A 23191-nucleotide genomic window follows, 5' to 3' on the forward strand; every position below is an offset into this window, starting at 1 on the left:
GGGTTTATTAATAATCGCTATAATTGAATTTGTGAGGATGCCCTTTCTCTAATAGGAGTGAGGGTTAAATTAGCAGAGCGTTATACTTATAAAAACATAACGATTAGCTATAACTCCAACCCTTATATTACTAAAAGAAGGTGCTGCATACGATGAAAATCAGCCAGATCAAGACTGAACAGGCGATTGGGCGTTTACTCTGCCATGACATCACAAGAATAGAAAAAGATTCCTTCAAAGGAGCGCAGTTTAAAAAAGGACACCGTATTTGTCCCGAGGATGTTGAGGTCCTCCTTAATCTCGGTAAAAATTTTATATATGTTCTTGAGCTTGAAAAAGGCGATATTCATGAAGACGGCGCCGGCGAACGTATAGCCCAGGCTCTGGCTGGCCAGGGCCTGGAGATAACGCGTCCTTCAGAAGGTCGTGTTGATTTGGTTGCGCGGCACAGGGGATTACTTAAAGTAGATGCAGCAAGATTATTTCAGATTAATTCTATTCCCGAAGTAGTAGTATCGACCCTTCACACAAATTCTCCGGTGGATGCAGGTGAAAAAGTAACCGGCGCCAAGGTGATACCACTGGTTGTCAATGAATCAGTAATCACATCAGTAGAGGAGATATGTGCTTCCCATGGTCCGCTAATTCAGGTTTTGCCATATTTGAATTTTAAAATGGGTAGTGTCATTACCGGCAGAGAAGTATTTGAAGGGAGAATCAAGGACGGTTTTGGCCCAGTCCTCAAAAATAAAGCAGCTCATTACGGTTTGGATGAACCGGTGATTAGGTACTGTTCGGATGATACTGCAAAAATAACTGCTTCAATAGATGAACTTATTGCGGAAGGGTGTAATATGATCGTCATTACCGGCGGCATGTCTGTTGATCCCGATGATGTTACGCCAACCGGAATCAAGGATACCGGCGCAGAAATTATAAAGTACGGGGCCCCTGCCCTGCCCGGGGCCATGTTTCTTCTGGCCTATAAGGGTGGCATACCATTGATCGGCCTTCCGGCATGCGGCATGTATTATAAAAATACAGTATTCGATATCCTGATGCCCCGCCTGATGACCGGACAGAAAGTGAGCGCTGCGGAAATAGCTGCCCTTGGGCATGGTGGTTTGTGCAGGCAGTGTGAAATATGCATATTTCCGAATTGCTCTTTTGGGAAAGGTAACCTGTAAAATATGAAAGACAATTACAATTTTAATATTCAACATAACAAATCTTATAGATCCAAGGTGCTCGTTTTGTCGATTATGATCATACTGGTTGTATTTATAAGTCTGGTTGGCTGTTCTGATCCGGAAAAAATAACACTGAATATATCAGCGGCCACCAGTCTGACCGATGCGATAAATGAAGTCAATGTATATTATCTGCAAGAAAACAGCAATTTGGAGTTGTTAACCAACTTTGCTGCTTCAGGTGATCTGCAAACACAAATTGAAAACGGCGCTCCGGTTGATATTTTTATCTCGGCTTCCCCGATCCAGATGGATAATCTGGAAGCCAAAGATTTGATTTTAAACGACACCCGCCAGGATCTTATAAGTAACAGGATAGTTCTCATCACCCTGAAGGATAAAAATTTTGACTTTACAGGTTTCGAGAATCTAATGGATGACAAAATAACACTCATTGCCATGGGTGATCCCGAGTTTGTACCTGCTGGTTATTACGGGCGTCAAGTCTTTGATTTTCTCGATTTGCCCTTTGAAGAGATCCTCCATAAGTTTGTTTTAACCGGTAATGTTAGACAGGTTGTCGGTTATGTTGAAAGTGGAAATGTTGATGCAGGGATACTATTTACTTCAGATGTTGTCAATTCTGATCGGGTAAGAATTGTTGCAATAGCGCCCGATGAGATAAATAATACAATACTTTACCCCGTTGCTATCATAGCTTCAAGTACGAGAACAGAAACTGCCCGGAGTTATGTAGAATTTCTTTTCACTACGGTAGCACAGGAAATATTTGAAAAACACGGATTTTTATTAATCCAAAGCCGGTAATACGGATTTTACTGGAAAGGCTGAAAAATGTTCGAAACATTCTATTCTCCTCTATATGTTTCCCTGAAAACAGTTTTGGTATCTACATTGATCACCTTTTCCCTCGGAATTGGCGCCGCACACTGGATGGCCAATTATTCCGGTAAGTTAAAAAGCTTGATCGATGGTCTATTTCTGCTTCCCCTTGTTTTACCTCCCACGGTTGTTGGATTCGGTCTTCTATTTCTATTTGGTAATAACGGTCCGTTGGGAAAACTATTTAATTTAATTGGAATTAATGTTGTATTTTCATGGCCGGCAACTGTGATTACAGCTGTTATCGTCTCGTTTCCCTTGATGTATATGTCTGCCCGTGGTGGGTTTGAACAGGTTGATATAAATATTGAAAATGCTGCCCGTACTTTGGGTGCAAGTGAATGGCGGATATTCTGGACAGTAACACTGCCTCTTTCCTGGCCTTCGGTGATGGCTGCAACTGTTCTGGCTTTTGCCCGTGCCCTGGGTGAGTTCGGTGCAACATTGATGCTGGCCGGAAATATTCCCGGCAGAACGACGACTATACCGGTTGCCATCTACTTTAAAATACAATCTGGCCGGATGGACGAGGCCCTTATTTTAACCTTAATAGTCCTGGCCTTTGCATTCATATCGCTGGTTTTACTTGCCTACTGGAAAGGGAAAGCCAGGAATAACGGAAGGAGTAAGGCTCTTGCTGGAAATTAAGGTAAAAAGAAATTTAACTGATTTCAATCTTGACGTCGAAATCAATGTAGACAAGGAAATCCTATCGATACTGGGACCTTCCGGATCAGGCAAGACTATGACACTTATGTGTATAGCCGGATTACTCCACCCTGATGAAGGATTGATAAGGCTGAATGGTAAAGTCCTTTTTGACTCTAAGAAGGGGATATTTATGCCGCCTCAAAAAAGAAAAATCGGCTTTGTATTTCAGAACTATGCGCTTTTTCCTCACCTAACTGTTGCTGAGAATATAGCCTATGGTATACACGATAAACCGAAGAAATTTGCAAATGACAGGATTAAGGAACTGCTTGAAATTATTCATATACCAGGACTAATAAATCGATATCCCAATGAACTTTCATCAGGTCAACAGCAAAGGGTTGCCCTGGCGAGGGCTATTGCCCCTGAACCGGAAGTTCTGTTACTCGACGAACCTTTCTCTGCACTTGATACATTCCGTCGCGAACGGCTTGAATATGAGCTGCTCAACCTCTACCAGTATTTCGAGGGTGATATCCTTTTTGTCACACATGATCTGGACCAGGGTTTTAAACTTGGGAATCGAATTGCCATTTTTGAAAATGGACGGGTCATTCAGTGCGAAGCAAAAGAAGAGGTTATTGCCAACCCGGAAAACATTACAGCTGCAAAAATGCTTGGAGTAAAGAATTTGCTGAGCGGCAGGATTACAGAGATAGACGAGGGAGGAGTATCTGTTTTAATACCGGAGTTCGGAATGAAATTAAAAGCTGTCGGAACGATATCTGAAAAACTTTCCCCAGACCAGCCGGTCCTGGTCGGAATTAGGCCGGAACATATTGAACTAAAAGATTTTCCGGGAATTAACACTTTGTCCTGTATATCGGAACAGGTCCTGGACGGGGTAACCAACTTCCACAGCTTTTATTACGCTGTCAACGATGCAGTTAAAAGATACAGGTTGGAAAGATGCTCACCGAGAAGTTCATCAATAGCTGTTCATCCGGAGGGTGAAAACTACTGCTATCTTTACTTTCCTCCGGAACGTTTGATTGTCCTGGCTGAATAATTATCCTGCTTATTCAGCCTGCAGGTGATCTAATATTGCCAGGATCTCTTTGTTTTCCGGAATATCGCTCATTGAATGCCCGTAATGGACATAGCGCAGGATGCCCTTCTTGTCGATAATCATCTGAGCGGGCTGCCTGCCCATTCTGAAGAGATTGACCTCCTGGCCATAAAGCTTCAATATCTGATGACTTTCATCAGGAATACCGATAAATGGCAGGCTGTTTTTCTTCCAGTATTCTTGAAAGCTTTCAGCATTTTCAGGTCCTACCGAAATGATAACAGTATCCCTTTCAGCATATTGCTCGTGTTTCCGACGCAGCCGCGCCAGGTGCCGTCGGCAAAACGGTCAGACAAAACCACGGTTTAATACCAGCAGGATATGATTTTTATCTTTGTAATCGGATAACCTGATGTTATTACCTTTAAAATCTTCCAGGCTAAAATCAGGAGCAACCATATTTAGTTCAACCTGCGGCATGGCACTTTCCTCCCGTATTAATAAATAATCAGAATAGATTGCCTATTCCCAGATTCCAGTAGATCGAACCCGGAATAATCATTTCATTGATCAGAAAAAAGTTATTGATTGCCTGAAAAACATTCAGTGTACCGGTTCTTCGTACGGCAATAACCGCAACTCCAACTTTCACCATAGAGCCCTCCTACTATATAATATCATTTTTTGGGGTGTCACCGGAAAATGTTTCCGGGACACCCCAAAAGAACAATTTGCTATAAATTTAAGTACAGCTATCAAGTGTTACTAAATAAGAAATAGATTTATGCACTATCAACTCAAGCTTCCAAACGAAAATCTTCTTCATCAGGTATAGAGCGCAGTTTATTTTTCCAGGTGTTGTAACCGATGATCAAGATGCCGACACCACATAGGAATGTTATTATTCCAATAGCTGCCAGCAGCCACTGGCCAGCTGGGATATATGAATTGACAATCATCCAGCCCTGTGCTGTCATTGAGGTGATGATCATAATGAAGAATGGGATTATATATGTTTTGGTCGGCCTACCCAGCATTTTAAGAAATACAGCTGAAGCCAGCAAGGCTAAGCCGGCTAGGATCTGGTTTGTTGCACCAAACAGCGGCCAGAGTATCATTCCATAACCAGAAAAACAGAGAATAGCGACAACTACAAAACCAGGTATAATCGAAACAGTTCTGTCAGCAAAAATTTTCGGCATTCCAAAAGTCTGGGAACTTTCAGCGAATGCAATTCTTGTAAAACGCATTGCTGAATCAAGTGTGGTCATAGCAAAACTCTTGACTACAACCGCCATAAAAGCTGTCCCGAGAATCAGTGGAAAACCAATTGGTTCAAGGAATGTAGCTCCACCTCTAGCCCAAACTGTAGTCCAGGCTGCTACACCCCATGCGGAGTACATTTCAGAGTAACCAGCAGCACCCAAACCGACTACAGCGCAGAGCAAGGCTATCAAACAAAGATAACCCTCACCAACCATTCCGCCGTAACCGACAAATGTAGCATCGGTTTCTTTTTTAATCTGCTTGGGCGTGGTCCCACTGCCAACAATTGAGTGCCATCCGGAAGTAGCACCACAAGCTATTGTTATCATTACGAATGGCCAGATTGGAGGTGCACCTGGAGGATTGAGATTTACAGCCGGAGCAACTACTTGGCCTCCACCAGTCAGGAAGAGGGCGATCACGCCAACAGAGATTACAGCCAGCATAATTACCAACTGATAAGCGTTGATAAAGTCCCTGGGTTGAACCAGGAGCCAGACAGGCAACCGAGTAGAAATGATAATATAGCCGAGCAGGATGTATACCCAGGTCCAGTAGTCGAGCTGTAATGGGTAAAGAGTTCCAACGTAGATCAGAGCATACATAATTACCAGGGCAATTCCGGTTGCAAGGTAGAGGTTTATCTTCCAGTTTTTCCGGATGCTAATGCCAATAATCATAGCCAGGGGAATTTCAACCCACACAGAATAAACTGCAGCGGGGAAAGCTGCTGCCAGAGTAGCAATTAAATGAACAAAAACCGCAGTGACAAGTACAAGAAGAAAGAAAACAACTATGTACATTAATGCAACTGCCTTTGTCCCTAAGAGTTCTTTTAAGTAATCAGCTATACCCCGACCATCATGGCGAAGCGATGTGACCAGTGCTCCTAAGTCATGGACGGCACCGATGAAAATAGTTCCCAGTACCAACCATAGCAGGGCAGGAAGCCAACCCCAAATAGCTGCTACTGAAGCGCCAACAATTGGCGCAGCACCGGCAATAGATGTAAAATGATGGCCGAATACGACATATTTATCCGTTGGGACGTATTCGAAGCCATCATCCAATCGCACAGCCGGTGTTACAGTATTAGGATTTAATTTCCAGATTCTCTTAGATAAAAACGTGGCATAATACTTCATTGCGAGGTAGTAAAGGACCACCGCGAAAATAACAAAGTATAATCCGTTCATTGATGTCCTCCTATTTCTGTTAATAATGAACCTACGTTCCTCCTAAACAGCAAAGCAATAACCCTGTGATCTATATCATAGATCACCTCCTTGGTAAGTTTACTTGTAGATTAATTAATGATGAGAATAATGGTGATTGATTGGTTTATCTGCAGCTAAAGTTTATACAATTTTCTCACATGTTAGCATAAGCAGAATAAACAGTCAATAGATAATATTGGAAATATCGTGTTTATTAGACTCTTAATCTAGGCTCAAACAGGAAATAGGTTATAATACCGTTAAGCGGAAAGTCAAGGGAGGGAGCACGATGATTCCCAGAAGAGCTCTTGGGAAAACCGGTTATGAGGTATCGATCTTCAGTCTTGGTGGTGAGTCAATCCTGGAACAGACCGGCCACGCAGAAGAAGCAGAGAAAATAATTAACCGGGCAATCGACCTTGGAGTAAATTATATTGATACTGCGCCAACATATGGGGCAGGAGGTAGTGAAAAGAATATTGGCCGGGTGATGGCATACCGAAGGAATAAAGTTTTTCTGGCTACCAAAACAGGCGATCGCTCTTACGATGGAACGATGCGTAAGCTGGAGAGAAGCCTGAAAAAACTTCGCACTGACTATCTTGATCTTTACCAACTCCACGACATGCAAAATGAAGATGATTTGAAAAGGGCATTTTCAAATGACGGGGCACTCAAAGCACTTGAAAAACTTCGTGAGCAAAAGGTGGTCCGGTTTATTGGCATAACAGGGCACAAAGATCCGGATTTGCTTTTAAAGGGAATCAAGGAATATCCCTTCGACTGCCTGCTGATCCCGATCAATGCCGGTGATATTCATGACATTCCCTTTCAAAATAAACTTTTACCCGAAGCAGTTGAAATGGGAATGGGCGTGATTGCGATGAAGGTTACAGCAGTGAAGCGTATCTTCCATTCCGGCGGTATTACTTCTATGAAACAGGCTTTAAGCTACACTCTTACCTTCCCTGTGAGTACAGCAATCGTGGGTATATCAAAAATTGAAGAGGTTGACGAAAATGCCCGCATCACTGCAGAATTTAACAATTTATCAGAAGATGAAATTAAACAGATCGAATCGATGACCAAACCTTACTCCTATGAAGCTAATTTTTTCAAACACGAGTGGTAAAATTTATCATGCTGCTGAAAAAAAAGGAAGCAAAACTCCTTTGCAGAAAACCTTTTGTATATTTATATTATTGACGAGAACAGCTTGAAATAAGAAAAGGTGGCAGAAAAAATGTCTTGGAAGGATCAGTTAAAGGGTGATACACTCTCCTGGCTTCTGGATGAGAACGAACCCGGTGTCCGTTATCTTGCCATGCGGGATCTGCTTGAACTACCATCGGGTGATTCCGATTTGATCTCTGCCTGTGAAAAGGCCCATTCAGTTGGGCCGATTTCAATTATTTTAGAACAGATGAATAATGATGGTTACTGGGTAACACCGGGTCCGGGATATAATCCAAAATACCGCAGCTCAGTCTGGTCACTAATCCTTTTGGCTCAGTTGGGAGCTTTAATTAGCTTTGATCAGCGTATTGAAAAAGCCTGTCGTTATTTAATTGAGAATGCCCTCACAGAACATGGACAATTCAGCGCATCAGGAACCCCTTCAAGCACGGTAGACTGTCTGCAGGGAAATATGTGTGCATCCATGATAGATCTGGGTTATAACGATCCTCGATTGGAAAACGCATTTGAGTGGATGGCCCGCAGTGTAACCGGAGAAGGGGTTGCGCCCATGGAAGATAAAAAAGCTGCACTCAGATATTATTCGGGTAAATATGGCCCCGGTTTCCTTTGCGGAGCAAACAATAAAGAAGCCTGTGCCTGGGGCGCAGTAAAGGTAATGCTTGCCTTTGGTAAATTACCACTTAGCCAGCGGACACCTTTAATTGAAAGGGCAATTGAAAAAGGGATCGAGTTTCTCTTCAGCGTAGATCCGGTAGATTCCACCTACCCTTCCGGATGGAACGAAAAACCGAGCGGTAACTGGTGGAAATTCGGATTTCCTGTTTTCTATGTTACCGATCTTCTGCAAAATGTTGAAGCCCTGGTTAACCTGGGATTTGGAAGGGACCAAAGATTAGCGAACGCATTAAAATACATTCGTGATAAACAGGATAATGAAGGCCGATGGGCTATAGATTATGATTACCCGGGTAAAACCTGGGTTGATTTCGGCCCGAAGAAGCAGCCAAACAAGTGGGTCACCCTGAGAGCGGCCCGGGTTATAAAGGACTCCTTTTCGAACAAAACCAAAAAAATATTTTGAGAGGAAGTTGGACTGACTGGCGCATTGACAGAAAAGTAGAATCTTCAGTGTGACCATATGATGCCTTAGACCAGTTTTTATTAAAATAAGAGGCTGCTCAAATAACCGGCAGCCTCTTTCCTGTCTTGTGGGTAAAAGTGTCCAGTAAACAGCTTACTCCATTTTCAATGACTGGGAAAAGAACGGTGTGATCAGGCTGGTTACGGTCGGATCTGTTACTACGTTGACCACAGCAGGTTTCCCTGAGGCAAAAGCTCTCTCAATGGCCGGAATAATCTCAGCATCTTCGGTCACATATTCTCCGTGGCCTCCCAGTCCTTCCACAACTTTCTCGTAACGGCGCAGGCCAAGTTCGGCGCATTGCAGGCGGTCCGCGCCAATCGACATTTCCTGGCCGTGCTTGATCATTCCCCAGGCGCAATCATTATTGATAATGCAAACTATGGGTATATTATGGCGGACCATGGTATCAAATTCCATGGCATTAAAGCCAAATGAACCATCCCCATTCAAAAGCAGGACCTTCTTGTCCGGATTAGCCAGTTTGGCGGCCATGGCAAAGGGGATTCCTGTACCCAGACAGCCGAACAACCCGGCGGCGGAGCCAATCACACCGGCTTTCAGTTTAGACATAAATCCGGTAAGCCCGAAATAAACGGTGTCTCCTCCATCGGCAATATAATAGGCATCTTTCCCTGCATATTCCTGAATTTTTGCTGCCAGGCGGACCGGGTGGATTGGATCAGATGGGGAACTGCGCATTTGAAGCTCGTAATCGAGCATAGCCTGACTGGACTCCCTGATCGACTGTAGCCAAGCGGTGTGGTCCTTTTTCTCAGTCAGGGGAATCAGTTCTTCCAAAGTTGCTGCAATATCTCCCATTAATCCCACATCAGCCGAACGATTTCGATCAAGTTCGCTGGCTTCAATATCAATCCTGATGACCTTTGCAGAAGGTGGGATCAAATTGCCCGATTGAAGCAGCCAGTTAAACCTGATTCCGGCGGCAATAATAACATCTGCCTGGGGGGTAGCAGACATCATGCCGATATAACCGCAATCCCAGATTGACTGAGGATGGTCGTCGGCAAGTTCACCCCTGCCGTAATTAAGCAGCATAAAAGGTATTCCGCTTTGTTCAATGAACTTTTTCAATACAGGTGAACAGCTACTGAACCCGACTCCGCTGCCACCAATGAACAGGGGCTGTTTGGCGCTATTGATCATCTCTGCTGCCTTAGCCAGTGAATTTTTGTCCGGGCGCACTATATACCGGCCATCCGGTCTTGGAGGAAAGGGTGCTTCACTTTCATCAACAGAAATGTTCAATACATCCGGTGGTAGTTCGAGGAAAACAGGTCCGGGCCGCCCTTCTTTTGCTTTGCGGAAAGCAATCGATAGGTATTCCGGAATTCGTTTGGCATCGTAACAGGTCGCGCACCATTTGGTTACCGGTTTGATCATATCGATCTGGTTCATCTCCTGCAGGGCTCCTTTAAGCTCATCCCGCAGGGCATGTCTTCCACTGAGGATAACCAATGGTGTATTATCAAGGCTTGCATTTACGATTCCGGTTAACCCGTTTGTAAAACCGGGGCCGGCTGTCAGAAAACAGACACCGGTTTTTCCCGTGTATATGGACCAGGCTTCGGCCGCCATTACTGCTGCCTGTTCATGCCGGACATCGATTGTCCGGATCCCGTATTCGGTGAATCCATCCAGCAGGGATTCAATGTGACCTCCCGAGATACCGAAAACTATTTCAACATCTTCAACTTCCTTTAAATATTTTACTGCCAGGTGTCCGCCATTAATACGTGCCATAATAATCCTCCTTATTAATTTATTCTAACCAGTACTTTTATATCCGGGCAGCACTTATCGAATAGAGGTTTAAACCCATCCTCAACCAGCTTCTCCAGATTTATAACTTTATTAACAAGCGGTTCCAACGCTCCCGGATCTGCTGCAATTATACTTAACGCTTCCCGGAACTCATCTGCTGTAGAGCCGTAAGAAGTCCTGATCTGTATTTCCCTGGTAACCAGGCCTAAGAAGAAGAGGTCTACCGGTATTTCACAGATGCCGAGCACAACAACCGAGCCGCCCTGGCGGGCCAGGTTTACTGTTTCTTTGATGGTGTCCGGAATTCCCACACACTCAAAAACCAATTCAGCACCTGTGCCCGAAGTTAGTTCATTTACTTTCTTCTCAAGAGATTCGATTCCCGGATTAATTGTTGCTGTTGCTCCCATTTCTTCAGCAGTCTTCAATCGTTCATCGTTAAGATCGATAACATAAATTTTCCCCAGGCCGCGCCTCTTCAGCTCGGCCAGCAGGCAAAGTCCGATCGCACCTGCCCCAAGGATAATAGCAGCCTGATCTGTAGAAGCTTTAATCAGTTTAACCGCATGCAGTGCTACACTGTACGGTTCAGCCAGGGCACCCATTTCAATGGGCATGGATTCAGGTATAACGACAATGCTCTCTTGCGGTGCCAGTAAATAGTCAGCCATGGCACCTTCCCTGGTAACTCCGACAATATTCATTGTTTCGCATATATTGTCCCGGCCTGACAGGCATGAAAAACAGCTGTTACAGGCAATTGAAGCTGTGCCGGTTACTTTTTGTCCCTGAACAAGATGATCCACGTCCGGTCCAACTTCTTCAATTATTCCGGCATATTCATGGCCAATAGTCATACCAAAAGGGAAAAGACCGCTCTTGTAAGCATGTAAATCTGAACCGCAGATACCGCAATACTCAACACGAACCAGCACTTCACCTGCAGCCGGGACAGGGCGTGGCTTATCGATGAGACATAGTTCTTCCACACCGTTAAGAATGGCTGCCCGCAATATATTCACCCACCTTTATGTATAAAATGGACTACATGGTTAACAAGGGAAAAGTAGTATTTGCAATTATAAGATTATTTAAAAGCATATCACAAGTAATGCAAAATTTAAACAATTAGTTTGCTTTCTGAATCTTAAATTGCACACTCGTCAGTGGTGCCATATAATATTTCATATAAATAAAATATGGTTTCTGTTGACAGATTGGTGGTGGTTCTTAAATGTCTAAAATTTTGCGCTGCCCCTGGTGTGGAGATGATCCACTTTATGTTAAGTATCACGATGAAGAATGGGGGGTGCCGGTTTATAGCGATCAACGTCACTTCGAGTTCCTGGTCCTTGAATCGGCGCAGGCCGGGTTAAGCTGGTTGACCATTCTTCGCCGTCGCGAGGATTATCGCCGGATTTATGAAGATTTTGATCCGTTTAAGGTTGCCCGGTTTGATGACACTAAAATTGAGGAGATGATGCAAGATAAAAGAATTATCCGGAACAGGCTAAAGATTGAATCATCTATTAATAATGCGCGGCGATACCTGGAAGTTTGTGATATGTTCGGCAGCTTTTCCAATTACCTGTGGAATTTTGTTGACGGCAAACCGCTAATTGGTCATTGGGAGGACATTTCTGAAATACCTGCGCAAACTTCCCTGTCCGAACAGATGAGCCGAGATCTCAAAAAAAGAGGTTTTAAATTTATAGGACCGACAATAATCTATTCACATCTTCAGGCGACAGGGCTGATCAACGATCACCTGGTTAGCTGTTTTCGTTACCAGGAACTTGTATCCCACAGGTAAGTGCCAAGAAAGTTAGTTATAGTTATTGAAGTAATGTCTCCGTATTAGCTACAGGTTGTATCGGAGTCTCCTAATTCAAGAAGGTTCTCCACAATTTCAGCAGCGCTCCTTACTATATCATGGCAGACTGATGTGAAGAGCTGTTTATCTTTTGCTTCCTGAAGTACTTCGGGATTGCTTATATCACATCCGAGTAAGTCTTTACACTGTACTGAGCCGTACTTTTCTTTGAATCTACGGGTGAATTCCTGAATCAATGCATAAGTTTCATCCTTGGCGTTGTTGTCGTCGGCAGCTATTTTGCCGTGCTTCAGCCCAATCAACATGTATGCCCCGGTAACAGCGCCACAGGTTCCTGCAGTGTAACTCATCCCGCTGCCGAAGCCGCAGGCAATTTTCAAAGCCTTCTCAGGGTCCAGCCCAAGCTCTTCGCAGTAGGTGGAAAAAAGTGCCTGAGAACAGAGGAATCCATTTGCAAAACTTTGTACAGCAGCATCAGTCTTTTTCATAGTTTATCTCCTTTTGGCCTGGCGTTAAATATGATTTGGTTGACTTGACACAATTTCTTATAGGTACTATTGTAAATAATAAAGCTAGATAAGTATATCAAATATCATATCTATCTGGCTAACCAGGATTTTAGATATACTAGGCTTCATGTCGATGCTTATTTAGTTAAACTGTCAGAAATAAGTAACTCAGTCTGAGAATAAAGGATGAGACAAGCATGAAGGGAACTCTGGTTGGTGTAAGCGTAGCTGCCGCCGTTGCAATTCTTATTGCCTATCTTACCGAAGGTTCTTATCTTGTTTCTGAAGGCCTGACTATAAGCCGGCAAACCCTGATGAATGCACTGCCCATGATCATTATCGCTTTTATTCTGACCGGGCAAATCGGGGTTTTCTTGTCAAAGACGGATATCGGTGGCGTTTTTAAAAAGTTTTCAGGTATGAAAGGAATTATATCAGGGGCAATTATCGGGGGACTTTTCCCCGGTGGTCCTTATGTCTTCTACCCATTCATTTCGGGATTTAAGGGAAAAGCAATTCCCTTTTATCTTTTTAACTCATTTATCTTCGGCAAGATCATTTATGATGTTACGCGTTTGCCCATGGAAATTAGCCTGATCAACCCTACAGTTGCCCTTATTCGTAACATCCTGACCTTTCCGCTGCCATTTATCGTGGGATACCTTTACTACAGGATTGATTCAAACCTGACTACTGCCGGCTACTTTCAAAAGGAGGAAGGCTAATGTTTACTGCTACGCTGGTCCTCGCCATTTTGGCTTTGGTTTTTTTCTTTCTTAACTTAAAAAGCGGCAAGCATTTAGAGGGATTAATTCAGGGTGCGAAACAGTTCTTAGCTGTTTTGCCTGTACTCGTAGCGGCTTTTATTCTTGCCGGTATGCTTGAAGCGTTAATTCCGGAAGCGTTCGTCAGACAATGGCTGGCCAGCGAAGCCGGCGTCAGAGGCGTAATTCTTGGGACTATTGGCGGAATGATTTTAGCAATGGGCCCTTACGCCTCATTCCCGATTATCTCTTCCATTCAGGGTGCCGGAGCAGGTTTGGGTACAACCGTGGCCTTGGTTACCGGATGGATGCTCCTCGGATTGTCCCGCTTTCCTTTTGAAATGGGAGTGCTTGGATTACGTTTTACATTAACCAGGATGGCAATAAGCATTCCATTATGTTTACTAGTAGGCATACTGGCTCACCTTATTGAGGTGTTCCTTTTATAAGATTCAAACCAAGCTCTTGCATGTTTCACACTTTCCCCCGGCTTCTTAAATCATATATCCTCTGAAATCTCTGATAGTTACTTTAGCCCTATTTTGTGAATTACAGATAATTATTTTTGTAAAACATATAATATTTATTGACTAACAATAAATATCGTGATATAGTTGTGTTGAAATAAATAGATTGGAGTGATCATGATGGTTAAATACACTGGAGAAAAATCAGCAGCCTCATTAATAAAATCATTGCTTGGAGCTGCCTGGTACCTGGGGATTATATTTACCATAGTTCTATTTATCGGACAAATCTACTTGTTTTTTATAAATCCCCAGGTATTTGGAGAAAATGTAATGCTTAGAATCGAAACTCCGGGTATTGCATTCAGCTTTAATGAAGGGTTTACACAAACCGATGCCCAAAAGCTATTTATATACCAGTTTGCCCTGGTGTTACCGCTTTTGGCTATAGGGCTTCTGGTGATCTATCAGTTGAGAAAAATTTTAGCAACCCTGGTTGATGAAACACCTTTCACAATTGATAATGCCAGAAGAATTGCCGTTATTGGATACTCGATCATTGCCGCTACTATAATCAGGGCTGTATTAAATATGTTAATTGGCCTATACTTCAGCAGTACAGTCAACCTGCCAGGTCTTGAACTTTATGCCAATATTCGTCTCGAAGATTTTAGCGGAATTCTAATCGGGGCTCTTGTTTTAATACTCGCCGAAGTATTTAAACATGGATCGAGGTTACAAGAGGAACAAGACCTGACGGTGTAAAGGAGGAAATGTCGGTGGCAATCATAGTTCGCCTTGATCGCATTATGGCCGATCGCAAGATTTCACTTACCGAACTGGCTGAAAAAGTAGGCATAACCTTGTCTAACCTTTCGCTACTCAAAACAGGGAAAGTGAGGGCTGTCCGGTTTTCAACCCTGGAAGCCCTCTGCCGTGAATTGAACTGCCAACCTGGCGATCTGTTGGAATATAAAGCAGATTGACTATCCAAAAAACGATTAGCTAACTACCAGCGGGCGTAATGCTCTTCAGCCCAACCGACCATGTTGCTAATTCCTTTAGATTGACATCAGAGTCAGCGGGTTTTATAATCAAGTTAAATAAATGGTTAGTCAGGAGGGTAACCGATACATTGGAACCCGTGGTAAGAGATGAAGCGAAAGAAAGGATCATCAAAGCCTCCATTGCCCTGTTTTCTGAGAAAGGATACGATGGGACACGGGTTAATGAAATCTCCGAAGCAGCAAAAGTAAACAAGGCGCTGATCTACTATTATTTTAAAAACAAGGAAGCTATACTGGATTACCTTCTGGAAAATCTTTTTAATGACATTAAAGAATTAGCCATGGGCTTTATTCGCAATAATGTTGTCAGGATGATCCAGGAAGGAGATTTGGATATCGAGGAAGATCGCTTCCATTTTAGCGATAAGGCAGCAATGGACTTCTTCCTCCAAAATATCAATACTTATTACGAAAGGATGATCGATTACGTAATAGAAAGAAGAGATGTTTTCCGAATCATGATGCTGGAATCTCTCAAACACCGTAAACACCCATTTAATGTATTCAGGTTCATGGAGATGTTAGAAAGCAGAGATTCAAACCCACTATATAAAATAATAAAAAATGCCGACGATGATTTTACAATAACAAATGAAGTGGTAATGTTTAAATTTTTCTTCGGCCTCATACCGATATTAAGCTTGGCTACATTTTTCGATGATTGGTTGAAGCTAAAGTCAATCGAAGAAAAAGAACTTCGCGATTTATTCATAAAAAACTACCAACTACTCTCGCAAATGTTTGTCAAAGGTAATGACATATTGATAACAGGCACACTCCCATAAGAAGCATTTTTACTGCCACTATAGTCAACAAATAATTAAAAAAGGATTCCACAAAAAAATTTTCAAGAATTTAACTAAACGTTTGGTTAAATATTAAGAGGGTGATCCCAATGACATGAAAAAAAAGAGTCGTAAGGACACATTCAGGAATCCGTACTTAAAGATTTAAACCTAAGGAGGGTTTAAAATGAGTTTTGAGTCGGTTAAGAAAGCGGCAGCCGAATTCGCCCTGGATAAAGCAACCCATTATGTTTCACAAAACCCCGAACAAAACATCTATACCATGCTCGATTTCGCCGAAAAAGTAGCAACACAACCTTTGCATAAAGAGAATATACAAAGCATACGGGAACACTTCAGGTCAAACCCGGTTATTTTCGAACAGGCAAAGCGGCTGGCCAAAAATCCAAAAATGCTTTCCAAATTTATGGTTAATTGGGTTGCCAACCATGAACTGGCCGGAAAAGCGGTGAGGGAAAAATTTACTGAAGAGCTTGGAGTAAATGTACCAAACTTAATTCTGGTTGATCCAACTTCAGCCTGTAATCTACGCTGTGAAGGTTGCTGGGCTGGTGAATATAGTAAATCAAATAGTCTTGAACCAGAATTACTCAATCGGATTTTAAGGGAAGCGAAAGAGCTAGGAATCTACTGGATCGTATTTTCCGGTGGGGAACCATTTGCCTATAAACCGCTTCTCGATGTGGTCGCTGATCATCCCGACATGAGTTTTATGGCCTATACAAACGGTACGCTGATTGATGAAAAAGTTGCAGATCGTCTTGCAGAACTGGCCAATTTTTCTCCGGCTTTCAGCCTGGAAGGCTGGCGGGAACAGACTGATGACCGGAGAGGAAAAGGAACCTTTGATAAAGTAATGAAAGCGATGGATTTGCTCCGGGAGAGAGGCGTTTTCTTCGGAACTTCTGTTACGGCTACCCGCTATAATGTTGATGTGCTTTTCAGCGACGAATATATTGATTTCCTCGTCGATAAAGGAGCAGTTTACGAATGGTCTTTCCACTATGTTCCGGTCGGTCGCGATCCCGATACAAGTTTAATGCTTACCGCGGAGCAGAGGGGCTGGCTGGCCCGAAGGGTACCTCAGTTACGTAAAGAAAAACCAATTATGATTGCCGATTTCTGGAACGATGGCGAGTCGACCAGGGGCTGTATAGCCGGCGGCAGGATGTATTTTCATATAAACGCTTCCGGGGATATTGAACCCTGTGCTTTTGCGCACTTTGCAGTTGATAATATACGAGGTAAAAGTATCAAGGAAGTTCTCGGTAATCCGCTGTTCATATCATTCCAGAAAAGGCAGCCGTTTTGCGATAACCATCTGGCACCCTGCCCGATTATTGACAATCCCCAGATGTTAAGGGATATAGTAAAAGAAAGTGGTGCCCGCCCCACTCATACTGGTGCTGATGATATTCTTAAAGGTTCAGTAGCTGAATATCTGGATCACCTTTCAGCTTGCTGGAAAAATGAAGCAGCAGTAGTTAAAGCAGAGAGGGAAAAAAGCAGAAGCCTTGCACAGGTTAAATAAGTGTTCTAAATAACTCCTATCTTAATGGTAGTGTTTGCTGTCAGGGGGACGGGGTTGTTGACAACATTTTTATGTATTAGAATATCTATATTGCAGGCGGAACCATTAATAATGTTGTGAAGTCTTAGAAAGAAAGGAGGTAGTTAAATATGATGCATTGGTGGAACTGGGGATCTTCATGGGGGGTATTATCGATGATATTTGGATGGTTGGTTTTATTGGCTATTATAGGCTTGGTTATATACTTAGTTATATCAAATAATAAGCCGCAAAGTTCAATTGGAAGCAAGGTTGAGAGTAACAATAAGGCAGCTGAAATAATTAAGGAAAGATATGCAAAAGGAGAAATTTCAAGAGAAGAGTACAAACAGATGCTGGAAGACATGAAGGAATGATTCATTTGCCGGGTAAATTATTTTAAAGGAGCCTTTTATGAGCAAAATATATGAATTTGAAGCAATCCTTATAAAAGTTCCTGATATTGATGGTGCCTATATAGAAATTCCTTTTGATGTAAAAACAGAATTCGGTAAAGGCAGGGTTCCTGTATATGCCACATTTGATGGAGAGCCATATCAAGGCAGTCTCGTCAGGATGAAAACACCCTGCCATATTATCGGAGTTAGAAAAGACATTCGGGCGAAAATTGGAAAACAAGCTGGAGATATTGTTAAAGTTACTATCAAAGAAAGAAATACCTGATAATAATTTCATACCTTTAAAGAGAAATGATTTATTGATCTTATAATTGCATTGCTCCAATATATGTAAATACTGCAGCAATGATAACAAGAATAACAGCAGCGAATAGAATCACAACCTGAATTAAATAAGTAAGGATACTCATACCTGTTGAAAGGCTATGACTTTCACGTATTGCAATAACTTGTAAGACAAGAATCCAGATCGATAATGCAAAGCCGAAGAGACCGCTGAGTATGCCGCCGACGATACCTAAAAAACCCAGTAAAAAGGAAATAGGAACATTAATAATCATTGGAAAGTTAGCAAAGGCATACGCAGAGAATAGATTCCAATATTGACCCTTGCCGCCGAAAAGGCGGGCGAAAAGATGGATCAAGAGAGTAGATATAAATAGTGAAATAATCCCAAAGGGAATCATTGCCAGTGCAATATAGTACAAGGGAAATTGAAAACCGATTTCAAGCATGGAGTTTTCATAACTGCTAAATTGAGCCCCGCTATAGACTGCAACTATTGAAGTTAAAATCAGTACAAATGTATATACCAGGAAAGCCAAACCTGCCGGCTTTTCCTTTGCAACCTCATTTAATGTTGCAACCGGCATAGTAATGACACCGGATAGCCAGTTGATTATTTTATCAAACATATTTTTACCTCCATGATTTGAGTAATTTAATAAACTATCTAACCTGGTAGCGAATATCAGGTTTAATACCTTCCCTCAGCATTTCTAGTATTACCAGTTCCGGGTTTATGGAGGACCTCTCAATTGTCGACAATACTTTATATCCGTAACTAAATAACTGGGCAAACATCGGTGGTTGGGGAAATTCATAGCGAACAGGATTCTCCAGGTTATTCAGTTCAGCCAGATAGTCAATTGCATCTTCAATACCACCAAGTCTGTCAACCAGACCAAGTTCAAGGGCCTGGGATCCGAGATAAATCTGACCGGTTGCCAGTATGCGGACCCTTTCAGGATCCATTCTTCTGCCCTCGGCTACTGCCAATATAAATTGGTTATAGGCTTCATCTGATATATCTTGCATAATCATTCTTTCATCATCAGTCATCGTGCGGCTCAGCATATCTTTATGCTCCCCGGACTTGATGACTTCAACCTCAATGCCGATCATTTCGTATAGTCCTTCCATATTCATCAAAGTGCTGATTACACCGATCGAGCCCGTCATGGTACCAGGTTGAGCAATAATTCCCTGGGCTGGTGCTGCTATGTAATAACCTCCAGAAGCAGCCATGTCCCCCATTGAAACAACAATCGGTTTTTCAAATTCCCTGACCATAGCTGCTATATCTTGTGAAGCGGCAATAGACCCACCTGGGCTTTCAATTCTCAAAACAACCCCTTTTATTGATTGGTCAGAAGCGGCACGCTCAAGTTGGCTATTGACAAAATGAGGTGATATGCCTCCAGAGAGGAATAGCCCTAGGGATTCCTGAATAGTACCATTTAAATAGATTACCACAACCCGGTCTTCTCCAGTTTTCGACCAATCCCGGTCGCGATCTCTTCCTGCTAGGAAGGGTAGGGTGATCACCATTAACACCGAGATGACAATCAAACCGATTATGAATATCTTCTTCTTATTCATTATGAATCACTCCTAAAAAATTCTCGTTTTCATATTACTTAATTTTAGGCATGACACAAAAATCCTTCTCCAAATTCGAAGAACCCTAACGGATAGGGATTTAAGAAAAAGATAAGCAGTATTGTTCAGAGAAGAATAATGGTAACTGGTGAATAACATGTGAGAGCAAAGATTTATATTTTATCCCAATTCGAGTGTTATAATCCTGTGTGCTTTCTGGGCTATTTTAGATGCGCCTGCCATTTTAAATAGGAGTCGATAGAAAAAATCAAGTTTATCGATTTCTGAAGACTTTGAGAAATACCATTCATCGAGAAGATGAATATTTTCTCCCCATTCTTCAATTTCTTCTGCTTCGTCAATCCCCCAGTAAACAACTGCACCTGTTTTCTGAAATGAAGGATGCCTGTTTATGTTTGATGCGGTTAGAAGACTGTAGCAGTCAAAAATAATCAGGCAGTGTCCGAATTTAGATTGTAATGCCTGGAATAATTTTTTGATTTCTTCTTCTGGAAGGTACATAAGCAATCCTTCGGCCAGGATGACTACAGGCTTGTTATCAGAGTTATCTACTTTATCCAGCCAGCTTATGTTAATAGCCGATGATTCGATCATATTATAACGGGTTTTTTCACTGTAGAATTTTTTTCTCAACTTCATAACCTCTGCATAATCCAGGTCGTACCATTCAACCGAACCGTTGTCAATTCGTTCAAACCTGCTGTCCAGGCCGCAGCCTAAATGGATGAAGAGGCTGCGTGGGTTTTCGTTCAAAAAAGTCCTGGTAAAGTCATCAAAATATTTGGCTCGCATACAGATTGTTACATGGGTCTGTTTTGGTATCTCAAGCTTGCTGAAATCATAATCGATAGAGTCGACAATCTCCAAAGCTTTTCTATCTTCAATTATCGGCGAGGCTTTTCGGGTTTCCAACGCCCGGCTGTACAATGGAACCATTAAAGTTTCCTGTTCCCGGATAAGAGCTACCTTTTCTTTTTCCACCAAAGATACACCGCCTATAATGTTTGCTATGTTTAAATCTATTTGCCTTCTATATGAATGATATCTTAAATTATCAAAGATTAAAAGACTAATTCCTGATATTACCAATATGATTTTAAAAGGAATAATCATATCTTTAGCATAATTTAGTAATAGATAACATAAAACTTTGAAGCAGGAGAATGATCATGAAAAAGCTGGCAATAGCAATCCTGATTTTCTTTATAACTGGTTACTTCATGTTCTTCTATAAACCGGAAGAAAAAATTGCGGTTGTAATTAATGAAGAGCCAATAACTATAGAAGATACTATTAAAACAGAAGATGATAACTTACTCGTCCCGGCAATATCTTTTTTTGATGAACTAGGTTTTGAAACCTTCTGGGATGAAACAAACAATATTTTATCGGCCAACCTGGGAGATTTCAGGTTAGTTCTTCCGGCCGGCAGTCGGGAAATAACCGTAAACGGCCAGAGCCGCGAGTGGGATGTCCCGGTAACAATGGTAGAAGGTATAGCCTATATTCCACTGAGACATGCTACAGAAGCCGTTGGGGCTTTTATTGAATGGAACGAACAGACCCGAACGGTAAACATATCAACGTTGCAAGAGGTATTCGATCCCGAAAAACCAGATGATCAGGAAGGACCTTTACTTTTTCTTGCTTATCCACCGACATCTCCCTTCACCTATTACGGGCATTCTCTTTTTGTCTTCGGCACAACTAAATCTTACTCACAGGTTAAGGTCACAGTTAACGGTGACCCGGTGGAAATCATTGACAACAGGACAGGTAACTTCTTGACAATGGTTGATATACCCCGTGGGGAAGAGTTTCCGATCGTTGTTGAAGCAACCGGACTTGAAGGTACCAGCACTATCGAAAGATCGGTTATTTATCCCGCACCCTGGAAACCGATGCATCGTGAACCGCTGGCTGTTCATTCCACCTATTTAGTCCCCGGTGAAAATCAGGTATTAAAAATTGGAGATACCTTAACAATTGCGTTCCAGGGGTCACCGGGAGCCGAAGCACATTTCAGGATCGGTGATAATGGAAGCTGGAATAGCATGACCGAGTTAGCTTACGTTGGCGGCCCCCGGGGAGAAGGGGGTATCTATACGGCTGTATACAAAGTAGAGCAAAAAGACCTGCCTGCCAGCGGTTCGACCAGACCGAAAACCATCACGGTATCATTGCGCCGGGGTGGAAATGAGGTAACCCGTGTGCTTCCCGGCAGAGTATCTTTCACAGCCGATTCCCCTTACAAGATTATTGAAATAAAAAAAGAACATGAGCTTAAAAACCGCGGTTGGCTCTATCAGATGCGAGAAAGCGGTTTAACACTCCACTCAAGCACTGTCGGTGGTAACGGCCATCCTACCACCGTGATCAGCTACCTGGTAGCAGGGACCCGTTATGAAGCTGAAGGTATGTCAGGTAACTACTACCGTATTAATCTATATGGGGATCAAAATTATCTGATCCACAAGGATATGGTCAATGTCCTTGAGAGTAAAGAGTTTCTTGAACCAAGCCTGAATGGACTGCGATTGCTTGAAACTACTGGAAAGGTAAGGTTGATTTTTATTACGGATGAACGCTTTCATTTTTTCATTGAAGATGGCAAGGATAACCTTGCAATTAAAGCATACGGGTTGGAAATTGATCAAGATCTCCAGATTCCGGACCTAACCTTGAAAGTAGAAGATTTAAACCTGGCACCTAACCACTCGGAAGGTCCGGATTCATGGACTATAACAATCAATTTTGATTTTAACATGACAGCTTTCAGCCGGAAGTGGTCGGGAAATAACCTAATTATTGATATTTATAAGCCTCAAAAAACAGTCGAAGAAAATATTTTTCAAGACAAAACGATTATTATCGATCCCGGGCATGGAGGAAGGGATACCGGGGCACCCGGGCCAGGTGTAATCCATGAAAAAGATGTTAACCTGGCCATAAGCCTTTACCTTAGAGATCTGCTATCAGCAGAGGGTACAAATGTGATTATGACCCGCACGGAAGATATCTTTGTCAACCTGTATGACAGACCTGAGCAGATTGACCAGTATGATGCCGACATTTTTGTCAGCGTTCATTCCAACGCTCATGCCCAGGATGCCCCGGCAACAGAGATTCATGGAATCATGGTGCTCTATAATTATGCTCACAATGAAGCACTGGCTGAAATCATGCTCAAAACGTTGGATGAAGAGATGGAGCTTCCAGCATTCAGAATATGGAGAAGGAATATTGCTGTTCTCAGGCATCCCCAGATTCCGAGTGTTCTGGTAGAAGCAGGGTACATGATGCATCCGGAAGATAACTGGTACATCCTTCACCCTCTTGGACAAAGGGAGTTTGCCAGGGCTATTAAAGAAGGTATCAAAAACTACTTCCTTTTTACTTCAATGCCTTCATCAATTGAATAGAACCATTGTAATGTTTAGCGAAAGATAACC

The 23191-nt window shown here is 42.5% G+C and carries 24 protein-coding genes and 2 pseudogenes; 16 read left to right on the forward strand and 10 right to left on the reverse strand.

Translation table 11 applies throughout. The features are described 5' to 3' along the window. Positions 1-152 precede the first annotated feature (152 nt). From SCJ97_06425 to SCJ97_06440, 4 genes are all read left to right on the forward strand, one after another. The gene (locus SCJ97_06425) at positions 153-1187 is read left to right on the forward strand and encodes a molybdopterin-binding protein (GenBank protein ID MDW7739677.1); all 1035 of its coding nucleotides are present in this window, start codon (positions 153-155) and stop codon (positions 1185-1187) included. 75 nt (positions 1188-1262) lie between these two features. After that, a complete protein-coding gene (modA, locus tag SCJ97_06430; GenBank protein ID MDW7739678.1) occupies positions 1263-2018 on the forward strand; it encodes a molybdate ABC transporter substrate-binding protein in 756 nt (251 codons plus the stop codon). Positions 2019-2045: 27 nt separating this feature from the next. Then, positions 2046-2741, forward strand: a complete 696-nt coding sequence (gene modB / locus SCJ97_06435; protein MDW7739679.1) for a molybdate ABC transporter permease subunit — start codon at positions 2046-2048, stop codon at positions 2739-2741. Further along, positions 2728-3813 (forward strand): ABC transporter ATP-binding protein, encoded by a 1086-nt coding sequence (locus SCJ97_06440; GenBank protein MDW7739680.1) that lies wholly within the window; start codon positions 2728-2730, stop codon positions 3811-3813. The genes modB and SCJ97_06440 overlap by 14 nt, the downstream gene beginning before the upstream one ends. 9 nt (positions 3814-3822) lie before the next feature. Here SCJ97_06440 and SCJ97_06445 read toward each other — a convergent pair. From SCJ97_06445 to SCJ97_06460, 4 genes and pseudogenes are all read right to left on the reverse strand, one after another. After that, positions 3823-4149: pseudogene (locus SCJ97_06445) on the reverse strand (redoxin domain-containing protein). A gap of 12 nt (positions 4150-4161) precedes the next feature. Next, positions 4162-4293, reverse strand: a complete 132-nt coding sequence (locus tag SCJ97_06450) for a hypothetical protein (protein MDW7739681.1) — start codon at positions 4291-4293, stop codon at positions 4162-4164. A gap of 40 nt (positions 4294-4333) precedes the next feature. Further along, a pseudogene (locus SCJ97_06455) lies at positions 4334-4462 on the reverse strand (flavodoxin family protein). A gap of 148 nt (positions 4463-4610) precedes the next feature. Then, positions 4611-6275 carry a carbon starvation protein A gene (locus tag SCJ97_06460; protein ID MDW7739682.1) on the reverse strand — a complete coding sequence of 555 codons (1665 nt, stop codon included), beginning with the start codon at positions 6273-6275 and terminating at the stop codon, positions 4611-4613. Positions 6276-6585: 310 nt separating this feature from the next. Here SCJ97_06460 and SCJ97_06465 point away from each other — a divergent pair, with 310 nt between their 5' ends. Beyond that, positions 6586-7428, forward strand: coding sequence for an aldo/keto reductase (locus SCJ97_06465; GenBank protein MDW7739683.1), 843 nt, complete (start codon positions 6586-6588; stop codon positions 7426-7428). 111 nt (positions 7429-7539) lie between these two features. Further along, positions 7540-8577, forward strand: a complete 1038-nt coding sequence (locus SCJ97_06470; GenBank protein ID MDW7739684.1) for a nitrogen fixation protein NifH — start codon at positions 7540-7542, stop codon at positions 8575-8577. Between the two features lie 153 nt (positions 8578-8730). Here SCJ97_06470 and SCJ97_06475 read toward each other — a convergent pair whose 3' ends face one another. Together SCJ97_06475 and SCJ97_06480 are read right to left on the reverse strand one after the other, a co-directional pair. Continuing rightward, a complete protein-coding gene (locus SCJ97_06475) occupies positions 8731-10401 on the reverse strand; it encodes a thiamine pyrophosphate-binding protein (GenBank protein MDW7739685.1) in 1671 nt (556 codons plus the stop codon). Between the two features lie 14 nt (positions 10402-10415). Continuing rightward, complete coding sequence (locus SCJ97_06480; GenBank protein MDW7739686.1) at positions 10416-11444, reverse strand: alcohol dehydrogenase catalytic domain-containing protein; 1029 nt, start codon at positions 11442-11444, stop codon at positions 10416-10418. A 221-nt stretch (positions 11445-11665) separates the two neighbouring features. On the opposite strand from SCJ97_06480, the gene SCJ97_06485 reads away from it, so the two are divergent. Beyond that, positions 11666-12235 (forward strand): DNA-3-methyladenine glycosylase I, encoded by a 570-nt coding sequence (locus SCJ97_06485; protein MDW7739687.1) that lies wholly within the window; start codon positions 11666-11668, stop codon positions 12233-12235. A gap of 44 nt (positions 12236-12279) precedes the next feature. Here SCJ97_06485 and SCJ97_06490 read toward each other — a convergent pair whose 3' ends face one another. Continuing rightward, entirely contained in the window at positions 12280-12744 is a 465-nt protein-coding gene (locus tag SCJ97_06490; GenBank protein MDW7739688.1) for a C-GCAxxG-C-C family protein, read from the reverse strand. Between the two features lie 218 nt (positions 12745-12962). Between SCJ97_06490 and SCJ97_06495 the strand changes: the two genes are divergently transcribed. The 8 genes from SCJ97_06495 (at position 12963) to SCJ97_06530 (ending at position 18102) form a co-directional block, all read left to right on the forward strand. Next, complete coding sequence (locus SCJ97_06495) at positions 12963-13490, forward strand: hypothetical protein (GenBank protein ID MDW7739689.1); 528 nt, start codon at positions 12963-12965, stop codon at positions 13488-13490. Next, positions 13490-13978, forward strand: a complete 489-nt coding sequence (locus SCJ97_06500) for a permease (GenBank protein ID MDW7739690.1) — start codon at positions 13490-13492, stop codon at positions 13976-13978. Before SCJ97_06495 ends, SCJ97_06500 begins: the two co-directional genes overlap by 1 nt. Positions 13979-14176: 198 nt before the next feature. Further along, entirely contained in the window at positions 14177-14761 is a 585-nt protein-coding gene (locus SCJ97_06505) for a DUF2975 domain-containing protein (protein ID MDW7739691.1), read from the forward strand. Between the two features lie 14 nt (positions 14762-14775). Continuing rightward, positions 14776-14982, forward strand: a complete 207-nt coding sequence (locus SCJ97_06510) for a helix-turn-helix transcriptional regulator (protein ID MDW7739692.1) — start codon at positions 14776-14778, stop codon at positions 14980-14982. Positions 14983-15140: 158 nt separating this feature from the next. After that, positions 15141-15848, forward strand: a complete 708-nt coding sequence (locus SCJ97_06515; protein ID MDW7739693.1) for a TetR family transcriptional regulator — start codon at positions 15141-15143, stop codon at positions 15846-15848. A gap of 187 nt (positions 15849-16035) precedes the next feature. Then, positions 16036-17400, forward strand: coding sequence for a radical SAM protein (locus SCJ97_06520; protein MDW7739694.1), 1365 nt, complete (start codon positions 16036-16038; stop codon positions 17398-17400). Positions 17401-17594: 194 nt separating this feature from the next. Continuing rightward, positions 17595-17795 (forward strand): SHOCT domain-containing protein, encoded by a 201-nt coding sequence (locus SCJ97_06525; GenBank protein ID MDW7739695.1) that lies wholly within the window; start codon positions 17595-17597, stop codon positions 17793-17795. Positions 17796-17832: 37 nt separating this feature from the next. Then, the gene (locus tag SCJ97_06530; GenBank protein MDW7739696.1) at positions 17833-18102 is read left to right on the forward strand and encodes a DUF1905 domain-containing protein; all 270 of its coding nucleotides are present in this window, start codon (positions 17833-17835) and stop codon (positions 18100-18102) included. Positions 18103-18142: 40 nt separating this feature from the next. On the opposite strand, the gene SCJ97_06535 is transcribed toward SCJ97_06530, so the two are convergent. The 3 genes from SCJ97_06535 to SCJ97_06545 form a co-directional block, all read right to left on the reverse strand. After that, entirely contained in the window at positions 18143-18751 is a 609-nt protein-coding gene (locus tag SCJ97_06535; protein MDW7739697.1) for a Yip1 family protein, read from the reverse strand. A 34-nt stretch (positions 18752-18785) separates the two neighbouring features. Continuing rightward, complete coding sequence (gene sppA / locus SCJ97_06540; protein ID MDW7739698.1) at positions 18786-19718, reverse strand: signal peptide peptidase SppA; 933 nt, start codon at positions 19716-19718, stop codon at positions 18786-18788. Positions 19719-19898: 180 nt separating this feature from the next. Beyond that, positions 19899-20720: a class I SAM-dependent methyltransferase gene (locus SCJ97_06545; protein MDW7739699.1), complete on the reverse strand. Its 822-nt coding sequence runs from the start codon at positions 20718-20720 to the stop codon at positions 19899-19901. 188 nt (positions 20721-20908) lie between these two features. Here SCJ97_06545 and SCJ97_06550 point away from each other — a divergent pair, with 188 nt between their 5' ends. Then, positions 20909-23161, forward strand: a complete 2253-nt coding sequence (locus SCJ97_06550; protein ID MDW7739700.1) for an N-acetylmuramoyl-L-alanine amidase — start codon at positions 20909-20911, stop codon at positions 23159-23161. Positions 23162-23191: the final 30 nt, after the last annotated feature.

The sequence above is a fragment of the Bacillota bacterium genome (assembly GCA_033549065.1).
Classification (GTDB): domain Bacteria; phylum Bacillota; class Dethiobacteria; order DTU022; family DTU022; genus JAWSUE01.